Annotated in this window: 20 protein-coding genes; 17 read left to right on the plus strand and 3 right to left on the minus strand. The window is 30.8% G+C overall.

What is annotated here, in order from left to right:
- The first annotated feature begins 1 nt into the window (after position 1).
- Genes RHP49_03265 through RHP49_03290 form a run of 6 tightly spaced genes read left to right on the plus strand, consistent with a single transcriptional unit; the run spans position 2 to position 7,062 of the window.
- Positions 2–1,114, plus strand: a complete 1,113-nt coding sequence (locus RHP49_03265) for a glycosyltransferase (protein WNH13282.1) — start codon at positions 2–4, stop codon at positions 1,112–1,114.
- Positions 1,105–1,650: a sigma-70 family RNA polymerase sigma factor gene (locus tag RHP49_03270; GenBank protein WNH13283.1), complete on the plus strand. Its 546-nt coding sequence runs from the start codon at positions 1,105–1,107 to the stop codon at positions 1,648–1,650. Before RHP49_03265 ends, RHP49_03270 begins: the two co-directional genes overlap by 10 nt.
- A 1-nt stretch (position 1,651) precedes the next feature.
- A complete protein-coding gene (locus RHP49_03275; protein WNH13284.1) occupies positions 1,652–2,866 on the plus strand; it encodes an Nramp family divalent metal transporter in 1,215 nt (404 codons plus the stop codon).
- Between the two features lie 47 nt (positions 2,867–2,913).
- Complete coding sequence (gene lipA, locus RHP49_03280) at positions 2,914–3,792, plus strand: lipoyl synthase (GenBank protein ID WNH13285.1); 879 nt, start codon at positions 2,914–2,916, stop codon at positions 3,790–3,792.
- 2 nt (positions 3,793–3,794) lie between these two features.
- On the plus strand, positions 3,795–4,811 hold the full coding sequence (gap, locus tag RHP49_03285; protein WNH13286.1) for a type I glyceraldehyde-3-phosphate dehydrogenase: 1,017 nt from the start codon (positions 3,795–3,797) through the stop codon (positions 4,809–4,811).
- A gap of 28 nt (positions 4,812–4,839) precedes the next feature.
- On the plus strand, positions 4,840–7,062 hold the full coding sequence (locus tag RHP49_03290) for an ATP-binding protein (protein WNH13287.1): 2,223 nt from the start codon (positions 4,840–4,842) through the stop codon (positions 7,060–7,062).
- Here RHP49_03290 and lpxK read toward each other — a convergent pair.
- A complete protein-coding gene (gene lpxK / locus RHP49_03295) occupies positions 7,059–8,060 on the minus strand; it encodes a tetraacyldisaccharide 4'-kinase (protein WNH13288.1) in 1,002 nt (333 codons plus the stop codon). The two genes, RHP49_03290 and lpxK, sit on opposite strands and share 4 nt — an antisense overlap.
- 145 nt (positions 8,061–8,205) lie before the next feature.
- Here lpxK and RHP49_03300 point away from each other — a divergent pair, with 145 nt between their 5' ends.
- The 10 genes from RHP49_03300 to RHP49_03345 all read left to right on the plus strand — a co-directional run bounded on the left by RHP49_03300 (position 8,206) and on the right by RHP49_03345 (position 15,427).
- The gene (locus tag RHP49_03300; protein ID WNH13289.1) at positions 8,206–9,300 is read left to right on the plus strand and encodes a Nif3-like dinuclear metal center hexameric protein; all 1,095 of its coding nucleotides are present in this window, start codon (positions 8,206–8,208) and stop codon (positions 9,298–9,300) included.
- Between the two features lie 3 nt (positions 9,301–9,303).
- On the plus strand, positions 9,304–10,083 hold the full coding sequence (locus RHP49_03305; protein WNH13290.1) for a hypothetical protein: 780 nt from the start codon (positions 9,304–9,306) through the stop codon (positions 10,081–10,083).
- Between the two features lie 259 nt (positions 10,084–10,342).
- Positions 10,343–11,002 (plus strand): peptide-methionine (S)-S-oxide reductase MsrA, encoded by a 660-nt coding sequence (gene msrA / locus RHP49_03310; protein ID WNH13291.1) that lies wholly within the window; start codon positions 10,343–10,345, stop codon positions 11,000–11,002.
- 130 nt (positions 11,003–11,132) lie between these two features.
- Positions 11,133–11,696, plus strand: a complete 564-nt coding sequence (locus tag RHP49_03315) for a Crp/Fnr family transcriptional regulator (GenBank protein ID WNH13292.1) — start codon at positions 11,133–11,135, stop codon at positions 11,694–11,696.
- A 120-nt stretch (positions 11,697–11,816) separates the two neighbouring features.
- Positions 11,817–12,011: a 4-oxalocrotonate tautomerase family protein gene (locus tag RHP49_03320; GenBank protein ID WNH13293.1), complete on the plus strand. Its 195-nt coding sequence runs from the start codon at positions 11,817–11,819 to the stop codon at positions 12,009–12,011.
- Positions 12,012–12,016: 5 nt separating this feature from the next.
- A complete protein-coding gene (locus RHP49_03325; protein ID WNH13294.1) occupies positions 12,017–12,760 on the plus strand; it encodes an SDR family oxidoreductase in 744 nt (247 codons plus the stop codon).
- Between the two features lie 10 nt (positions 12,761–12,770).
- Positions 12,771–13,139, plus strand: coding sequence for a nuclear transport factor 2 family protein (locus RHP49_03330; protein ID WNH13295.1), 369 nt, complete (start codon positions 12,771–12,773; stop codon positions 13,137–13,139).
- A gap of 161 nt (positions 13,140–13,300) precedes the next feature.
- Entirely contained in the window at positions 13,301–13,819 is a 519-nt protein-coding gene (locus tag RHP49_03335; GenBank protein ID WNH13296.1) for a hypothetical protein, read from the plus strand.
- A 173-nt stretch (positions 13,820–13,992) separates the two neighbouring features.
- On the plus strand, positions 13,993–14,742 hold the full coding sequence (locus RHP49_03340) for a DUF6090 family protein (protein WNH13297.1): 750 nt from the start codon (positions 13,993–13,995) through the stop codon (positions 14,740–14,742).
- 151 nt (positions 14,743–14,893) lie between these two features.
- Positions 14,894–15,427 (plus strand): peptide-methionine (S)-S-oxide reductase, encoded by a 534-nt coding sequence (locus tag RHP49_03345; protein ID WNH13298.1) that lies wholly within the window; start codon positions 14,894–14,896, stop codon positions 15,425–15,427.
- 72 nt (positions 15,428–15,499) lie between these two features.
- Here RHP49_03345 and RHP49_03350 read toward each other — a convergent pair whose 3' ends face one another.
- Together RHP49_03350 and RHP49_03355 are read right to left on the minus strand one after the other, a co-directional pair.
- A complete protein-coding gene (locus tag RHP49_03350; protein WNH13299.1) occupies positions 15,500–16,405 on the minus strand; it encodes an EamA family transporter in 906 nt (301 codons plus the stop codon).
- A gap of 651 nt (positions 16,406–17,056) precedes the next feature.
- Positions 17,057–17,857, minus strand: coding sequence for a class I SAM-dependent methyltransferase (locus tag RHP49_03355; protein ID WNH13300.1), 801 nt, complete (start codon positions 17,855–17,857; stop codon positions 17,057–17,059).
- A gap of 34 nt (positions 17,858–17,891) precedes the next feature.
- Between RHP49_03355 and RHP49_03360 the strand changes: the two genes are divergently transcribed.
- Positions 17,892–18,539 (plus strand): hypothetical protein, encoded by a 648-nt coding sequence (locus RHP49_03360; protein WNH13301.1) that lies wholly within the window; start codon positions 17,892–17,894, stop codon positions 18,537–18,539.
- Positions 18,540–18,669 lie beyond the last annotated feature (130 nt).

Raw genomic sequence — 18,669 nt, forward strand, 5'->3', positions numbered from 1 at the left:
CATGAGTATACTTGATTTTATTTTCTACAGCTTCATTGTTGTAGTTTTTATTCAAGCCTTATTTTATTTTATTTTCTTCGGGAGATTTGCATTTCTTAAACAAAACAAAAGCACTTTACAAAACATACCTGTTTCAGTTATTATTTGTGCTAAAAACGAAGCTGAAAATCTAAAAAACTTTTTACCCTCTATAATTTCTCAAGATTATTCAAATTTTGAAATTGTTTTAATCAATGATGCCTCAAGTGACCATACACTTGAAATTATGAAACACTTCGCTGAACAAAACACCAACATTAAAATTGTTGATGTTAAAAATATTGAAGCGTTTTGGGGAAATAAAAAATATGCTTTAACACTAGGTATAAAGGCTTCTAAAAACGAATTTCTTTTATTTACTGATGCCGATTGCAAGCCTGTTTCTAAAGATTGGATTAAAGAAATGAGTTCGCATTTTAATAATGACAAAACTATTGTTTTAGGATACGGAGCTTATTCAAAAATTAAAAATTCATTCTTAAATAAACTCATTCGGTTTGAAACCTTAGTAACTGCTGTTCAATATTTTTCTTTTGCAAAAACGGGTATACCTTATATGGGCGTTGGACGAAATTTAGCGTACACAAAAAAAACTTTTTTCAATGCTAACGGCTTTATAAACCATATAAAAGTTCGCTCGGGTGATGATGATTTATTTATAAACCAAGTCGCTAATAAAAAGAATACAGCTATTACTTTTTCAAAAGCAAGCTTTACAGAATCTATACCTAAGACCTCTTTTAAAAAATGGATTAAACAAAAAAGGCGTCATGTTTCTACAGCAAAACATTACAAATTTAAACACAAAATAATATTAACTTTATTTTATAGTTCTAATTTTTTATTTTGGATTCTATCTATACTTCTTTTTACATTAACTTATAACTGGCAATATGTTTTAGGGTTGTTTTTATGCAGACTTATATTTCAATATGTAATTATTGGCTTTTCTTCAAAAAAGCTAAATGAAACCGATCTTTTAATTTGGCTTCCGTTTTTAGAAATTTTTCTAATTATAATGCAATTAACTATCTTTATAAACAATCTAATATCAAAACCTAATTTTTGGAAATAGAAGAAGCTATTAAACGCGCTAAAGCGAACGACCAAAAAGCATTTAATTTCTTATTAGATACTTATTGGGATGCCGTTTACGGATTTCAATTAAAGCGCATTCAAAATGAAAATGATGCGGAAGATATAACCATTCAAACCTTTTCTAGAGCATTTGATAGAATTGAAACTTTTGATGATAAATACAAGTTTAAAACATGGTTAATCACGATTTCAAAAAACATTCATATCGATTTAATGAGAAAAGAAAAACATTCTATTTCTCAAATTATTTCTAATGATGACAAATCGGTTTATCAAATTTTGGATGAATCTCCATCTCCTGAAGATGAATTAATAACCGAACAGCATTTAGCAAAATTGCTCCGTGATATTAAAAAGTTAAAACCGCACTATCAGGAAGTTATAAACCTTCGTTATTTTCAAGAATTAAGTTATAAAGAAATTTCTTTTCAACTTAAAGAACCCATGAATAATGTAAAAGTAAAACTGTTACGTGCAAAAAAATTGTTAGCAGAAATTATTCAGAAAAACTAAAATGATTTCCAAACTTAAAAACTTAGGTCCTGGCTTATTGTTTGCAGGTGCAGCCATTGGTGTATCACATTTAGTTCAATCTACTAGAGCAGGAGCCGATTTTGGCATGGGACTACTTTGGGCACTAATTTTAGTAAATATATTTAAATATCCTTTTTTTCAGTTTGGAGCAAGATATGCTGCAGCCACAGGTGAAAGCTTACTAGATGGCTATAATAAATTAGGTAAAGGTGTTTTAGCCATTTATTACATTCTTAATTTTGCTACCATGTTTACTATTCAAACAGCTGTAACAATTGTAACTGCAGGCATCGCTTTTACGCTTTTTGGAGACTATGTCAGTTTAGAAAGCTGGACTATTATTATTTTAGTAATATGTATTTCAATCTTAACACTTGGGAAGTACAAATTATTAGATAAATTAATGAAAGTAATTGTTATAACACTCACTATAAGCACTATTATAGCTGTGTTTATTGCATTAAAACAGAATGCTACTCCAATTTCTTTTCAGCAAATATTACCCAGTAACGGTTTAGAAATTACCTTTTTAATTGCTTTTATGGGTTGGATGCCTGCACCTTTAGATGTTTCTATATGGCAATCTTTATGGACCATAGAAAAAAACAAAAACACAAAACAACATAATAAGAAATCTATATTATTTGATTTCAATGTGGGGTATTTAAGCACTATCATTCTAGGTATTGGCTTTTTAATGTTAGGTGCTTTGGTTATGTTTAATAGTGGAGAAACATTTAGCAGTTCTGCTGGTGTTTTTTCTAGTCAACTAATAAATATATATACGACTAGCTTAGGTAATTGGGCATATATTATTATTGGTATTGCTGCCTTTACAACTATGTTTAGTACAACACTAACAACGCTAGATGCCTCTCCAAGAGCTATGGCAAAAACCTCTCAATTATTATTTAAAAAGTCTTCAAAGTATAATTATAATTTCTGGATTGCTTTATTATCAATTGGAACCGTTTTTATTTTTTTGTTTTTAGCTTCAGAAATGGGATTATTAATTAAAGTGGCTACTATTTTATCGTTTATCACAGCTCCTTTTTTTGCTATAATTAATTACATATTAATTTCAAGTAAACACACTCCCAAAGAATGGCAACCGTCAAAAAAACTTCATATTTTAAGTTGGTTAGGTATTGCTTTTTTAATTGTTTTTAGTATTTGGTATCTTACCACTTTATAAAAAAATTAAAAGAATACTTCGTATCTTTGCTGCATTATTTTAACAGCATGAATAAAGACACAATATCTAATATATTACCAGAGCGTCAAGCTAAACCAAAATGGTTAAGAGTTAAACTTCCTACTGGAAAAAAATACACAGAATTAAGAGGTTTAGTAGATAAATACAAACTAAATACTATTTGCACTTCTGGCAGTTGCCCTAATATGGGAGAGTGCTGGGGAGAAGGCACTGCAACCTTTATGATTTTAGGAAATATTTGCACACGTTCTTGTGGATTTTGTGGCGTAAAAACAGGACGACCAGAAACCGTTGATTGGGATGAACCCGAAAAAGTAGGGCGATCTATTAAATTAATGAAGATTAAACATGCTGTATTAACAAGTGTTGATAGAGATGATTTAAAAGATATGGGAAGTATTATGTGGGCTGAAACTGTAAAAGCTGTTCGCAGAATGAATCCAGAAACAACACTTGAAACTTTAATTCCAGATTTTCAAGGTATTGAAAAACATATAGACAGAATTATTGATGTAGCTCCAGAAGTTGTATCTCATAATATTGAAACCGTAAGACGTTTAACTCGAGAGGTTAGAATACAGGCGCAATACGACAGAAGCATGGGGGTTTTAAAATATTTAAAACAACAAGGGCAACGACGCACAAAATCGGGGATTATGCTTGGATTAGGAGAGACAAGAGAAGAAGTTATTGAAACACTTCACGATTTAAAAGCAAGCCATGTAGATATTGTCACTATTGGTCAATACTTACAACCAAGCAAAAAACATTTACCAGTAAAACATTTTATAAGTCCTGACCAATTTAAAGAATACGAAAATATTGGTTTAGAATTAGGTTTTCGTCATGTAGAAAGTAGCGCACTTGTGCGTTCGTCTTACCATGCTCAAAAACATATCAACTAAAGATGATTCGCATAGCAATTAATGGTTTTGGTAGAATAGGCAGACGCGTTTTTAGACTAGCGCAAGACCATCCTAATATTGAAGTTGTTGCAACAAATGATTTAGCAGACGCAAGAACTCTAAGTCATTTACTAAAATACGATAGTGTTCATGGCATTTTTAACGGTACGGTTACGAGTCATGGCAATGATATTATTATAAACGACAAAAAAATTCCATTATTAAATGAAAAGCATCCAAAAACAATTAATTGGACGCCTTTTAATGTTGATTTTGTAATTGAAGCTACAGGAAAATTCAAAACAACTTCAGACTTAATAAATCATATTACAAACGGTGCAAAACAGGTTATATTAAGTGTTCCTCCTTTAGAGGATGATATAAAAACTATTGTTTTAGGAGTAAACGACCAAATTATAGACGGTACTGAAAGTATTATTTCTAATGCATCTTGTACGACTAACAATGCTGCACCAATGATTGATATCATTAATAAACTTTGCGGTATTAATCAGGCATACATAACTACGGTACACTCCTATACTACCGACCAAAGTTTACACGACCAACCTCATCCAGATTTACGTCGCTCAAGAGCAGCTAGTCAATCTATTGTTCCTACAACAACAGGAGCTGCAAAAGCGCTTACAAAAATATTCCCAGAGTTATCTGATGTAATTGGTGGATGTGGTATAAGAGTACCTGTAATTAATGGTTCTTTAACTGATATTACATTTAATGTAAAAAAGACTGTTTCTATTGAAGACATAAATAATGCGTTTAAAGAAGCTTCTAAAAAACATTATAAAGGGATTTTAGAATATACTGAAGACCCTATTGTTTCCATTGACATTGTAGGAAATCCACATTCTTGTGTTTTTGATTCTGGCATGACATCTGTTATAGGAAACATGGTAAAAATTATAGGTTGGTACGATAACGAAACAGGCTATTCTTCAAGAATAATTGATTTAATATGCAATTTAACGGAAAAAAAGTGTGTTTTGTCGATAAAATAATTATATTTGTCGGTAAGATTTAATGACAATGACCCAAATCAGAAACTACATATACATAGCGATACTGTTATTTAGCTTCAGTATTTCTGCCCAAAAATCGATAGATAATGATCCTGAAATACTTCAAGGTAAGATTAACTTTCGTATTGAAGAAGCTCATTCTGCTCTCGAAAATTATAATTATTTAGAAGCACAAAACAACTTAAATGAAGCCTTAAAATTAGCCGAACAACTAAATAACAAAGAAAGTTTAGGGATTATTTACACCTTCAAAGCCAGACTACAACTTACTAATAATGAAAGTGATAATGCTATAACATCACTTAACACGTCAATTGAAATTCAAAGAACCATAAAAGACGATGCCAATTTAGCAGATTCTTACAAAACTTTAGGCGAAGTATATGTTAACAAAGAAGATTACACTCAAGCTGCAGATTATTTTAAATCGGCTAGAAATCTTTTTCAACAAGAAGGCTTAGAAAAAAAATTAGCTGAAACACTTCTTGAAGAAGGAAAAACCTATATGTTTTTAAAAAATTACAGAAAAGCAAGGTCTGTAATTGATCAATCTTTGGCATTAGCAAAAAAAACAGGTGATTTAAAAACCCAAAGTAAAGCACTTGTAAAACAAGGTATTATTTATAGCAAACTAAATGATAGTAATAGAGCAATAAGCTATGCTAATGAAGGATTACAAATCGCTAAAGAAAACAATTTTGCAGGCGTACTCAATGAAGGCTATTTAGTACTAAGTAACATCAACGAAAATATAGAGAATTATGAGCAATCTACTATTTACTTAAAGCTACATTTAAAACTATCAGATTCACTAAGAAATTTAAAAATAGCTTATTCATCAACAAACAGTGACATACAAAACAAGCTGAACGCTGAAATTGAAAAAAACAAAAAGGCTAAAGAAGAATCACAAGAAGATAAAAACCTGAACACCTTAACATCTATTTTAAGTGTTGCCTTAATTACTATTTTATCGCTTTTAACCTTGTCACTTTACAAGAATAACAACATCAGATTAAAAACCAATAATATGCTTCATAAAAAAAATGGAGAACTTATTATTGCCAAAGAAAAAGCAGAATTAGCATCAAAAACTAAAGCTAATTTCTTGTCTACTGTTACACACGAGTTACGAACACCTCTTTACGCTGTAACAGGTTTAAGTAATATGTTATTAGAAGAAAACCCAAAGCCTGACCAAGTTCAACACTTAAAATCATTAAAATTTTCAGGTGACTACCTTTTAACTTTTATTAATGACATCCTTCAAATTAACAAAATTGAAGCAAACAAAGTAGATGTAGATCCCGAATCGTTCAACCTAAAAAAGAAAATAAACAATATTATTCTTGCTTTAAATAATTCAGCAAACGATAATAATGTTAAACTTCATTTTGAATATGATAAAGATTTACCTGAAAACTTTATCGCCGATCAATTAAAAATTTCTCAAATCCTTATTAACCTTATTGGTAACTCCATTAAGTTTACTAAAGATGGAGATATCTGGATTAGAATTTATAAAATAGAGCAAAAAGATAACACGTATACACTTCGATTTGAAATTGAAGATAATGGTATTGGTATTAGCCAAGAGAAACAAGACAATATGTTTGAAAGCTTTTCTCAAGGCTCTATTCAAATTAACAGAAAATATGGAGGTACTGGTTTAGGTCTTTCTATTGTAAAAGGATTAATTGATATTTTAAAAGGAAAAATCTACGTTAAAAGTGAATTAGAAAAAGGGACTACCTTTTATTTTGAAATACCTTTAGAATACACATCTGTTGAAGAGGCTAAAGAAAACAAAGTAACCTATTTTAGTGGAAATGCCGAAGACTTAGATTTAACAAATGTTAAAATTTTAGTTGTAGAAGACAATAAAATAAACCAAATGATTACCAAAAAGATTCTTACTAAAATGAATCTTAAATGTGATATTATTGACAATGGTGAAGACGCTGTAGAGATGATAAAAGCGAACAACTACAATATTGTACTAATGGATATTCATATGCCAGGAATAAGCGGTATGGAAGCCACTAAACGTGTTAGAGCTTTTGATAAAGAATTAACAATTTTTGCTTTAACAGCCGTAACAATTGAAGATAAAATGCATGAATTTGACGAAGCTGGGTTTACAGACATTATTCCAAAACCATTTAAGCAAGAAGAATTTGAGAAAAAACTTTACAACGCCCTTGCTAATAATTCTAACAAGTTTGCTTAAGAATTTGCAAACGTTTTAATTAATGTGTTAAATTCCATGTTATTATCAATAACCGTAGTTATTGGCAAATAAAACAACTTAGCCTTTAAAGACTCATATTGTTTTAATCTCATAAAATCTTTCTCGGTAGTTACAATACATGCTTTTTTATTTAAAACGGCAATATCTTCCTGAGAAAACTCATGATGATCTTTAAAATTTAAATGCTCAAAATTTAAGTTTTTATCATTTAAAAAATGAACTAACGGACTCGCATTTGCAATACCAGTAACCAAAGTAAAATTGGACAAATCATCTATTTTAATCTTAGTTTCTAAAGAAACAACCTCATTAGCATAGCCAATAGAACTAAAAAAAACATGCTGATGCGCCATCGGACTTATAAGTTCAATAATTTTATTTTTTTCATTCTCAGCCAATTCCTTTGGGCATTTAGTAACAACAATAATATTGGCACGTTTTGCTCCAGCCCTAGGTTCTCTTAAATTTCCAGATGGTAAAACAACATCTTTAAAATACGGATTCGCATAAGTTGTTAGCAAAATATTAAAACCTGCCTTTACTTTTCTATGCTGAAAAGCATCATCAAGCAAAATAACTTCAGGATTATTTTGTTTTTGCAACATTTCAATACCATTACGTCTATCAGAATCAACAGCAACCAAAACAGCTTGTTTAAATTTATTATAGAACTGAAAAGGTTCATCCCCTATAGATTCCGCAGTAGAAAACTCATTAGCCAGTTGAAATCCTTTTGTTTTTCTTTTATAACCTCTACTTAATGTAGCTACTTTATAATCAGCTTTAAGTAACGTAATTAAATACTCAATCATAGGCGTTTTTCCTGTACCACCAACACTTAAGTTTCCAACACAAATAACAGGCATGTTATAAGATGTAGATTTTTTTAAACCTAAATCGTATAATTTATTTCGCAAACTTGATATAGCATAATAAATAGGCATAACAGGAAAAGATATTTTTCTAATTAACTTCACAATAACGAAATCGGGAATGGTTATAAATACTAAGGTTCGAATATAATCAATATTTAAATCATTTGAGATTACACAAGACAGCTAAAAAATAAAAATTTACTTGTGAAAGTATAATCTTTTATCTTTGATACAAACAAAAAAGCACATGATTGTCCAAGATATAATTAATTATTTAGAAGAACTAGCTCCTTTATCATACGCCGAAAGTTTTGATAATGTTGGACTTTTAGTCGGTAATAAAAACGCAAAAATAACAGGCGTTCTTGTTACTTTAGACACCCTTGAAACGGTTGTAGACGAAGCCATTAAAGAAAACTGTAATCTTATTATTAGCTTCCACCCTATTATTTTTAAAGGCTTAAAAAAACTTACAGGCAAAAATTATGTAGAGCGCGTCGTTATAAAAGCCATTAAACACGATATTGCTATTTACAGTATGCATACGGCATTAGACAATGCTTTACAAGGTGTAAACGATATGATTTGCAATCAGCTAGAGTTAAAAAATAAACATATTTTAATTCCGCAAAGCGAAACCATAAAAAAACTAACAACATACGTTCCTAAGGATGAGGCAGAACAATTACGCACTGCTTTATTCAACACAGGAGCAGGCGGCATTGGCAATTATAACAATTGCAGTTTTAATGTAGAAGGTTACGGCACCTATAATGGCAACGAAAATTCTAATCCAACAAAAGGGGTAAAAGGAACAACACATGTTGAAGCTGAAACAAAAATATCAATAACGTTTCCAAAGCATATAGAAAATCAAGTTATTCAAACCTTATTTAAGTCGCATTCTTATGAAGAAGTGGCTTATGAAATTACCACCATAGAAAACAAAAATCAGAATATAGGTATTGGAATGATTGGTGAATTAGCGACACCTATGGACGAATTATCATTTCTAAAGCATTTAAAAACTAAAATGAACACGCCGTTCATAAGGCATTCTTCATTTCTAAACAAAAAGATAAGTAAAGTTGCCGTTCTAGGAGGCTCTGGAAGTTTTGCCATTGAAGCCGCTAAAGCATCTGGTGCTGATGTATTTATAACTGCCGATTTGAAATATCACGATTTTTTTATGGCCGAAAACAGGATTCTTTTAGCCGATATAGGACATTATGAAAGTGAGCAGTTCACAAAAAACCTTTTAGTAGCGTATCTTACAAAAAAAATTACTAATTTTGCCATCATTTTATCAAAGACAAATACAAATCCTGTTAAGTATTTTTAAAGTATGGCTAAAAAGAAAGAAGCAACTGTAGAAGAGCGATTAAGAGCGCTTTACGATTTACAACTCATCGACTCTCGTATAGATGAAATTAGAAATGTGCGTGGAGAACTTCCATTAGAAGTTCGCGATTTAGAAGATGAAGTTGCTGGATTAAATATACGATTAGAAAAACTTGTTGCAAGTTTAGAGGTTACAGACAACGATATTATTGGTAAAAAGAACCAAATTGAAGAATCTAAATCTTTAATCAAGAAATATAGCGAGCAACAAAAAAATGTTAGAAATAACAGAGAATTTAATTCTTTAACTAAAGAGGTTGAATTTCAAGAATTAGAAATTGAATTAGCAGAAAAGCATATTAAAGAATTCAAAGCGCAAATAGAACAGAAAAAAGAAGTTATTTCTGGAACTAAAGAGCGTTTAAAAGAGCGTGAAACACATTTAAAACACAAGAAAAGTGAATTAGATGCTATTTTAGCTGAAACAGAAAAAGAAGAGCATGCTTTAATTGAAAAATCTGAGGTTTACAAAACACAACTTGAAGAACGCTTAGTTGCTGCTTACAACCGTATTCGTAAAAACGTTAAAAATGGTTTAGCAGTTGTAGCTATTGAAAGAGGTGCTTCTGGAGGATCTTTCTTTACAATTCCACCTCAAGTACAAGTAGAAATTGCTTCTCGCAAGAAAGTAATTACAGATGAGCATAGTGGTAGAATTTTAGTAGATGCTGCTTTAGCTGAAGAACAAAAAGCAAAAATGGAAAAAATGTTTTCTAAACTATAGTCCATTTTAAAACATAAAATTAAGAGCCTTCATTTTTTGAAGGCTTTTTTTATGCCTAATAATTTGGACTTAGCAGTTAGCAAAGCAAAGCTTTAAGAGCGTAATTCCGCGTCGAATGGTACTTTAGTAATTTCCTAAGATTGATTTGATTTTTAGGCTTAGTTTATCCTGAGCGAAGTTGAAGAGGATTTTCATCATGGCAAAATAACCAAACTATTTTAAGGTTTCGTACATTTATTCGTCTAAGAAAAGAAAAAACATGAAACGAATCATCCCATTATTAGCATTAGTCCTATTTTTCAGTTGCCAAAATTCGGCACAAACAAATAAAAAACAAGAAGCCATAATTAATGCCGAACCTGTGCAAGTACCTATTACAAACGGAAAAGCAAAAGCTTATTTTGCTAGTGGGTGCTTTTGGTGTGTAGAAGCCATTTACGAAAGTGTAAAAGGTGTTGAAGAATCTATCTCTGGATATTCTGGCGGACATACAAAAAACCCAACTTACGAGGCTAGTAACACAGGAAGAACAGGACATGCCGAAGCTGTTGAAGTTATTTACGACCCAAAAGTAGTAAGTTTTGAAACCTTAGTAGATGTCTACTTTGCATCACAAAATGTAACACAAGTTAATGGACAAGGTAATGATATAGGTTCGCAATACCGCTCTATTATTTTCTACCAAAACGAGGCACAAAAACAAATCATTTTAAAAAAGAAAGAAGCCTTAGCTAAAAAACTGAATGCTAAAATAGCAGCTGAAGTTTATCCGTTTCAAAAATTCTGGAAAGCCGAAGACTATCATCAAAACTATGAAAGGCTACACCCAAACAATAGCTATATCAGAAATGTTTCTATCCCAAGATTAAATAGGTTTAAAGCAAAGTTCCCTAAAGAATTATTAAAAAAAGGGCATTAGAATTTCAATTTTCAAAAAGCCTCCAACAAATACTTGAACTTGACTTTGTAAAAAATTTCAGCTACCTTCGTTTGACATTAAATTTAAAACATTAAAACGCTTTCATATCCTTAAGTCAGCAACAATTAAAATGACACATCCTCTAAGACAACATATAGAAGAAGTAATTAGCCTTACAGATGAGGAATTTGATTTTGTTTTGAGTCATTTTAAGCAAATCAATAAACGTAAACATCAATATATTATTCAAGAAGGAGAAATTGCAAATAAAGAATACTGGATAATAAAAGGTTGCTTAAAAAGCTACTTTGTTGACAACACGGGAAAAGAACATATTCTCCAATTTGGAATGGAAAATTGGTGGATTACGGATTATGAATCTTTTGTAAAACAAACCAAATCTAAAACTTTTATCGACTGTGTAGAAGATAGTGAATTACTATATATCTCATTCGAAAACAGAGACAAACTAACCGCTCAAATGCACAAAATGGAACGCTTTTGGGCTAAAAAAAGTAAAATCGGTCGTATTGCACTTCAAAATAGGATTCTGTCATTGTTACAAAATTCAACTAAGGAAAGGTACGACTTACTTCTTGAACAATATCCAGAACTTTTCCAACGTGTTCCTAAAAAAATGATTGCCGCCTATTTAGGTGTCTCTAGAGAAACACTTAGTAGATTAGACTCATAACTCTATTCCTTTCTATTATCACTCAATGTGACCTACATCACTTCAAAGAAGTGACAAACCTCCTTTCTAAAATTTTAGATTCACATCACCTTTGTATGACAATTAATTTAACAAAAAGTTATGCCATACATTAACATTAGAGTTACTAATGAACAAGTAACACAAGAACAAAAACGTCAATTAATAGAAGGTGCTACACAACTAGTAGTTGACATACTCAACAAAAATCCACAAACAACCCATGTAATTATTGATGAAGTACCTATAGCAAATTGGGGAGTAAATGGGAAACAATATTTAGGAACTAAAAAATAAAGAAAATGAAAAACAAAACCGTAATCATTACAGGAGCATCCTCAGGAATTGGTAAAGAAATTGCAAAATATTTTATAGAACGAGAGAGTAATGTTGTAATGAACTCTTCAAATGAAGAAAATTTAAGAAGGGCTTACAAAGAATTTGGTTCTCCCTCTAATGCTATTTACTTAGCCGGAGATATTAGCAAGCAAGATACTGGTCAAAAACTTGTTGCTCTGGCATTAGAAAAATTTAATTCTATAGATGTTTTAATCAATAATGCGGGAGTATTTGCTCCAAAACCCTTTTTAGAGGTTGAAGAAAAAGATTTAGACCTTTATTGGAGTGTAAACCTAAAGGGAACATATTTTACCTCTCAAGCAGTTATCCCTCAAATGATAAAACAACAAAATGGTTCTATAATAAACATAGGAACTGTATTGGTAGAACACGCCATAGATGGATTTCCAGCAACAGCGCCATTAACAAGTAAAGGTGCTATCCATTCTTTAACAAGACAATTAGCAGCTGAATTTGGTAAAAGCAATATTAAGATTAATACAATCGCTCCAGGAATTATCAGAAGTCCATTGCAAGGAAAAATAGGAATTGAGAATGCTGACAGTTTAGCTGGGTTACACTTGCTAAACAGAATTGGTGAAGCAACTGATATTGCAGAAGCAGCTTACTATTTGGCTACTTCAAATTTCACAACAGGAGAAACAATAAACATAGCAGGAGGTCATACAGTAGGTCACGCTATTTAAAAAACAGATTATGTATAAAGAAAGTATAAAAGAAATAGAAAGTATAATCACTAATTATTTCGAAGGGATTTTTCACGGAGATGTAACTAAACTTAAAGCTTGTTTTCATGAAAATGTAGCTATCTATGGAGATATTAAAGGTGTTGAGTGTTTAAAAAGTATAAACGAATACCTTGAAGGAGTTAAAAACAGACAAAGCCCGAAAGATTTAAATGAGACTTTCAAAATGAAAATCATAGGTATAGATATACTGGGTAAAATCGCAATTGCCAAATTACATGTTCCCATGTTAGGGTATAATTATTATGACTACTTATCATTAGCTAAAGTTAATGATAAGTGGAAAATTGTAAATAAACTATTCACACATGAAGAATAAATAAACAGTTGCTAACAATGTATAAAAGCAATAGCGGTTCGGATGGAAACTCGAACCGTTTTTGTGTTAAATTCAGTATCTTGTTATCCGAAAGGCAGATGCATTTTAATCCGCTACTGCCCTTATACTAACCGTCAGCATCAATTAACTCAAATAATATCATGAAATATAAATTAAAAAATATCGCTCTAGTGGCCGAAATATTTGGAGGTGTTGCAATCTTTATTTCCTTAATATTTGTAGGTTTTCAGTTCAAAGAAAATACTAAAGCCACAAGGTCATCTACCGCAACTGCAACAATTTCTGCAATGGCTTCTTGGTATGCTGACATTGGCAATAATCAGCAATCAAGTGAATTATTCTATAAATTTTTGGCAACCCCAGATTCTATACCTAAAAAACAAAGAATTCAAGCAATTTATAATTTACATTCTATGTTTTTGATTTTTCAAAACAGCTACTTTCTTGTAAAAGAAGGAACTCTTGATGCTAGTATTCAAGAGTCGCTAACCGTTGTTATTACAGGAGTTAAAAATCAACCAGGAATGCTATATTATTGGCAAACAAGAAAATCAATATTTTTTGAAGAATTTCGATCCTATGTTGATGAAATACTCCAATCATCTGATCACGTTTCCGAAGGCATCTATGAAGCGATTGAAGAGAAGAAAACTGAATAAAAAGAATGAAACTTGATGCTTACACCGTATAAAAAAAAGTGCTAGTTTTAGCTAAACCAAAGTTAGTTGCTCGTTTGTTAGCTTCTGATTTTCCTTCGGAAAATCCTCGCACACAAACACGCAACTTTCATTATACATAAACGCTGTGCTACATTATGACCAACCCATAACCGATGATAAAATTCTTTAGAAAAATTAGACAAGACTTACTTTCAAAAGGAAAAACTGGAAAGTATTTGAAATACGCCATTGGAGAAATTATACTTGTGGTCATTGGGATTTTAATTGCTCTACAGATTAATACTTGGAATGAAAACAAAAAACTAGATGTAATAAGGCATCAATATTATGGACAACTACTAGACGAATTTAAAGAAGATACTAATTATTGCAATAGCATCATTTCAATATACAACGCCAATATTTTAAAATACAACAATTATAGAAAAAGCTACAAAACGCCTAACTTAACAGTTGAAGAAGTTGCGCAAAATCTATTAAAATTAGATTTTAGTTATAAAAATATTCTTTTTCACACAAGCACTATTCAATCTCTTGAAAGTACTGGAGATATTAAATTAATTCCTCCAGTGATTCGAAACAAAATATTAAATTTAAAACGAGATAAAGACAGACGCGTTGAAGTTAACAAAGAACTCATTACAGAATATAAAGAAAGATATAGATTGGCTTCTTTACTTATGGGTGAAGATTTATTCTTTTTATTAAAAAATCAAGATGAATTAAAAAAGCAGATTTTTAGTGACAATATTAATTCTTCAAAAGAAATAATTAAATCCTTAGCAGCAGCTCAATTCACAAAAAACCATAATGAAAAATTAATTGTAATGGCATTTAAAGAATTAATAAGTGAAATGAAAAATATTGAAAATCTTATTAATGATGAACTCGATAATAAATAATAAAACGAATTGCCAAAATAGTATATAAAAATTGCTAGTTTTAACTAAACCAATGTGAGTTGCTCGTTTGCTAGCTTCTGATTTTCCTTCGGAAAATCCTCGCACACAAACAAGCAACTTTCCTTATACATAAACGTTAGCAGTAATTAAAATGACAAAAAAAGAACAAATATTATCAATCGAAACGATATATATTGCAGGTGGCTGCCTTTGGGGCGTACAAGAGTTCTTAAAACACCTACCTGGGGTCCTTGAGACCCAAGCCGGCAGAGCTAATGGCTTTACAAAATCCACTAAAACAGCCTATGATGGCTATGCAGAATGTGTCAAAACAGCTTTTGACTCTAAGATTGTTTCAATTGAAGATTTAATTCATTACTTTTTAGAAATCATTGACCCTTATAGTATCAACCAACAAGGAAACGATATAGGAGAGAAATATCGAACAGGCATCTACAGCGATAACCAAAATCATCTGTTAAAGGCAAAAAATTGCATTAAGAAAGTAGAACAGACACTAAACCATAAAAATAAAACAATAAAAAAAATAGCTATTGAAGTACTTCCTTTAACAAATTTCATACCTAGTGATGCAGAACATCAAGATAGATTAACCTTACACCCCAATGACTACTCTAATTGCCATATTCCTTTAGACTTATTGCATAAGTATAAAAAAAAATAATAACTAATATTTAGCTAGATGGCTAGAATTTTGTCAAGACTGTAATTTAAACTAAGAATAGAAAAACCAATCTTAATTAGCCTTTACATTTCTAATTAACAAAGACTTAGATATTCCTTTATTTCTTTTACTTATGTATTCATTAAGCGCAAGGGAAGCGAAAATAAGACTACCACCAATTAAAATCTTCTTAATATCTGCCTCTTTATTCCATATAAGAAGGTTGACAATTAATCCTACTGGAATTAATGCATTGTTCATAATCGCTAACGAGCCTGTATTTACCTTAACAACACCTTGGTTCCAAAAAAAATAACCAGCACCTGAAGCCACAGCTCCCAAGTATAATAGTATTCCCCACTGTACTGGTGTGGTTGGCATCTTTTCTGTTGAGCCAAAAATGAAAAAAGCAATTAGCGACACTATAAACGCACCAATAAAAAACAATCCAAAAATAGTGTGCTTTGGTGTACTTTCTAATTCAGGTATAGATTTTAATAAATACTTGTAAGCAACTTGACCAACAGCAAAGCAAAAGTTGGCACTTTGCGTGATCAAAAAACCTAAAAATACATTTTCACTAATGCTTGAGTATTGAATATAAACAGCTCCTAGAACAGCGATTAAAGCAGTAAGTAAGTGTCCTTTATGAAATTGCTTACTTAAAATATCATTTAATAAAGTAATGTAAATTGGTGTAAATACACTAAAAAGTAACACTTCAGGCACAGTAAGAAACCTAAACGATTGAAAGTAAAAACAATACATCAAACCCAATTGAACCGCACCAATTGAGGTAAGTCTGTAAATTGTTTCTGCTTTAATTTTATTAAGCCTTAAAAAAGGCAAAAAAATCAATGTAGCGATACCTATACGCATCAATACCGAAAACCATGCATCAACATACCCAGAAAGATATACACCAATTAAGCTAAACGAAAAAGCCCAGATAATAGTAACGCCAAACAAATACTTCATAAATAAATCCTTAATCTAAAAATGAGGTCAAATTGTACACAAACCTCTTATCCATTTAACTAAAATATAAGAATTCTTATTCAATATTCCCGTTATGTTCATTCTCAACAATGTCCATAACGCAGCCAAGACTATATATATTATTATTCATCAGCCATGATTACTAAAAACCAATAAATTAATAACACAACACTAAAAACAAAAAATATTTACTTAAAAACTAATATAAAAATTTATCTAAATTAAAGACAATGAATTTTAATTAATACTTTATTTAGTTACAATTAACAAAGTTCTCAAACAAGAGTCTCTGTTGAATGAGATAATGGAACAAAGGAAAACAAAAAAATTATAAATAAAGATATCACCTTTCAAAGGTCTAATAAGTATCTTTCTAATGTTATTTATTCACATTTTTACTGGATATTTTGACCAAATAACTAATGGTAGTAATAAAACTTGGAAAACCTATTTTACTGAAAATATAATGCCGAATTATATAGATAAAAACTACTGCCAATAACTCATAAAATTTATGCTTAAATTTGAACTCGTACAAACGACAAACATTCAACAAACTATTTGCAACCTTCTAAAAATCTTCGATTTTCCTAACGTACAAACCTTATAAAGGCCCGTTAAGCGAACCCTCTAAAACTTAGTCGCTTTTATCTCAAAAATCAAAGGATACAATTTATCTTTTGTAACAAACATGCCATTTTCAGTTTCAATCAAATCTGGCAAAACATTATACGGGCTTACATCATATTCATTTAAAAACTCAATATATAAACCAGCTTCGGTTAAAGCAGACACGACTTCACCCAAGCCATGATTCCAACCATATTCCCTACTCACCATTTTAGAGTCTTGATTAGCATATGTACCTTCATATTCCTCATAAATAACATCGTCTTGCATATAGCCATATTTCATAATTGGCTTCCCATCTAAATAATCAAACATCCAAACTATAGGATGAAATTCTGCCATGTAAAACGTGCCTCCTTTTTTCAATCGCTCTGAAATCATTTTACCCCAAGGTTTTAAATCGGGCAACCAACCAATAACACCGTAACTTGTAAAAACAATATCGAAAGTATCCTTTATAAACTCTGAAGTATCTAAAACATTACAACACACAAATTTAGCATCTAGTTGTAATTCATCATTTAAATTTTGTGCCAATTTAATACCTTCATCACTCAAATCTACCCCAACACACTTTGCTCCCATCCTGCTCCAACTCAACGTATCTTGCCCAAAATGACACTGTAGATGCAATAACGATTTTCCATCTACATCTCTTAAAGCATCTAATTCATAAGGCATTAAAGATATTTTCCCGCTCTTAAAAGCTTCTAAATCATACATATCGCTTTTTGCATGTTCTTTCACCTTATTATTCCAAGTGGCTTTATTGGTTTCAAAATATTTTTTGTTCGTATCCATCTTCAAGTTATATCTTTACTAAAAATTCTAAATTATGCAAAAATTATTATTCATTATCTGTTTTACAACTCTTTGTCTTTCATGCAAACAAAAAAAAGAGCAAACAATCGTTGAACCAGAAATTTCGGTAGCTCAAAAAATAGCAAATGCGCATGGTTTTGAAAACTGGAAGCATGTTTCTGAAATTCAATTTACATTTTTTGAGAAAAGAAACTGGACATGGAAACCCAAAACAAACGACATTACCTTAATTACAGAAACTGACACCATAAATTACAATAAAAAAACACTAGATAGTATTTCTCAAAATGCCGACAAAGCTTTTACAAACGATAAATTCTGGTTGTTAATTCCGTTTCAATTAGTTTGGGATACTGCTGCAACAATTTCAGAGCCCATTAAAACCGAAGCACCTATAAGTAAAGTCCAAATGAATAAAATCACTTTGACATATCCTAATGAAGGTGGCTACACTCCTGGTGATGCGTACGATATATTTTATGGCGATGATTATATTATTAAAGAATGGGCTTATAGAAAAGGCAACCAAGCAGAAGCTGGACTTGTAAATACGTTTGAAAACTATCAAAATTTTAATGGTTTAAAAATAGCTTTAGACCATAAAAAAGAAACAAGTGATTGGAATCTTAAATTCTCAAATGTAAAAGTGATTTTAGAGTAAACTTTGGCACGAAGATTGAAATATTATAAATGAAAAATTTATTTATTTCTAATGTAATTAAAACATACAACGTACGACTAAAACTCTATCTATATAAAGTTGTATTAAAATTTTCCGCATTTGCGCCTAT

The sequence above is a fragment of the Flavobacteriaceae bacterium HL-DH10 genome (assembly GCA_031826515.1).
Lineage (GTDB): Bacteria > Bacteroidota > Bacteroidia > Flavobacteriales > Flavobacteriaceae > Thalassobellus > Thalassobellus suaedae.

What these genes read in the sequence shown, in the direction of transcription:
- RHP49_03265 (WNH13282.1), top strand. Translation starts at nt 2, where the DNA reads ATGAGTATACTTGATTTTATTTTCTACAGCTTCATTGTTGTAGTTTTT.
- RHP49_03275 (WNH13284.1), top strand. Translation starts at nt 1,652, where the DNA reads ATGATTTCCAAACTTAAAAACTTAGGTCCTGGCTTATTGTTTGCAGGT.
- lipA (WNH13285.1), top strand. Translation starts at nt 2,914, where the DNA reads ATGAATAAAGACACAATATCTAATATATTACCAGAGCGTCAAGCTAAA.
- gap (WNH13286.1), top strand. Translation starts at nt 3,795, where the DNA reads ATGATTCGCATAGCAATTAATGGTTTTGGTAGAATAGGCAGACGCGTT.
- RHP49_03290 (WNH13287.1), top strand. Translation starts at nt 4,840, where the DNA reads ATGACCCAAATCAGAAACTACATATACATAGCGATACTGTTATTTAGC.
- RHP49_03300 (WNH13289.1), top strand. Translation starts at nt 8,206, where the DNA reads ATGATTGTCCAAGATATAATTAATTATTTAGAAGAACTAGCTCCTTTA.
- RHP49_03305 (WNH13290.1), top strand. Translation starts at nt 9,304, where the DNA reads ATGGCTAAAAAGAAAGAAGCAACTGTAGAAGAGCGATTAAGAGCGCTT.
- msrA (WNH13291.1), top strand. Translation starts at nt 10,343, where the DNA reads ATGAAACGAATCATCCCATTATTAGCATTAGTCCTATTTTTCAGTTGC.
- RHP49_03315 (WNH13292.1), top strand. Translation starts at nt 11,133, where the DNA reads ATGACACATCCTCTAAGACAACATATAGAAGAAGTAATTAGCCTTACA.
- RHP49_03320 (WNH13293.1), top strand. Translation starts at nt 11,817, where the DNA reads ATGCCATACATTAACATTAGAGTTACTAATGAACAAGTAACACAAGAA.
- RHP49_03325 (WNH13294.1), top strand. Translation starts at nt 12,017, where the DNA reads ATGAAAAACAAAACCGTAATCATTACAGGAGCATCCTCAGGAATTGGT.
- RHP49_03330 (WNH13295.1), top strand. Translation starts at nt 12,771, where the DNA reads ATGTATAAAGAAAGTATAAAAGAAATAGAAAGTATAATCACTAATTAT.
- RHP49_03335 (WNH13296.1), top strand. Translation starts at nt 13,301, where the DNA reads ATGAAATATAAATTAAAAAATATCGCTCTAGTGGCCGAAATATTTGGA.
- RHP49_03340 (WNH13297.1), top strand. Translation starts at nt 13,993, where the DNA reads ATGATAAAATTCTTTAGAAAAATTAGACAAGACTTACTTTCAAAAGGA.
- RHP49_03345 (WNH13298.1), top strand. Translation starts at nt 14,894, where the DNA reads ATGACAAAAAAAGAACAAATATTATCAATCGAAACGATATATATTGCA.
- RHP49_03350 (WNH13299.1), bottom strand. Translation starts at nt 16,405, where the DNA reads ATGAAGTATTTGTTTGGCGTTACTATTATCTGGGCTTTTTCGTTTAGC.
- RHP49_03355 (WNH13300.1), bottom strand. Translation starts at nt 17,857, where the DNA reads ATGGATACGAACAAAAAATATTTTGAAACCAATAAAGCCACTTGGAAT.
- RHP49_03360 (WNH13301.1), top strand. Translation starts at nt 17,892, where the DNA reads ATGCAAAAATTATTATTCATTATCTGTTTTACAACTCTTTGTCTTTCA.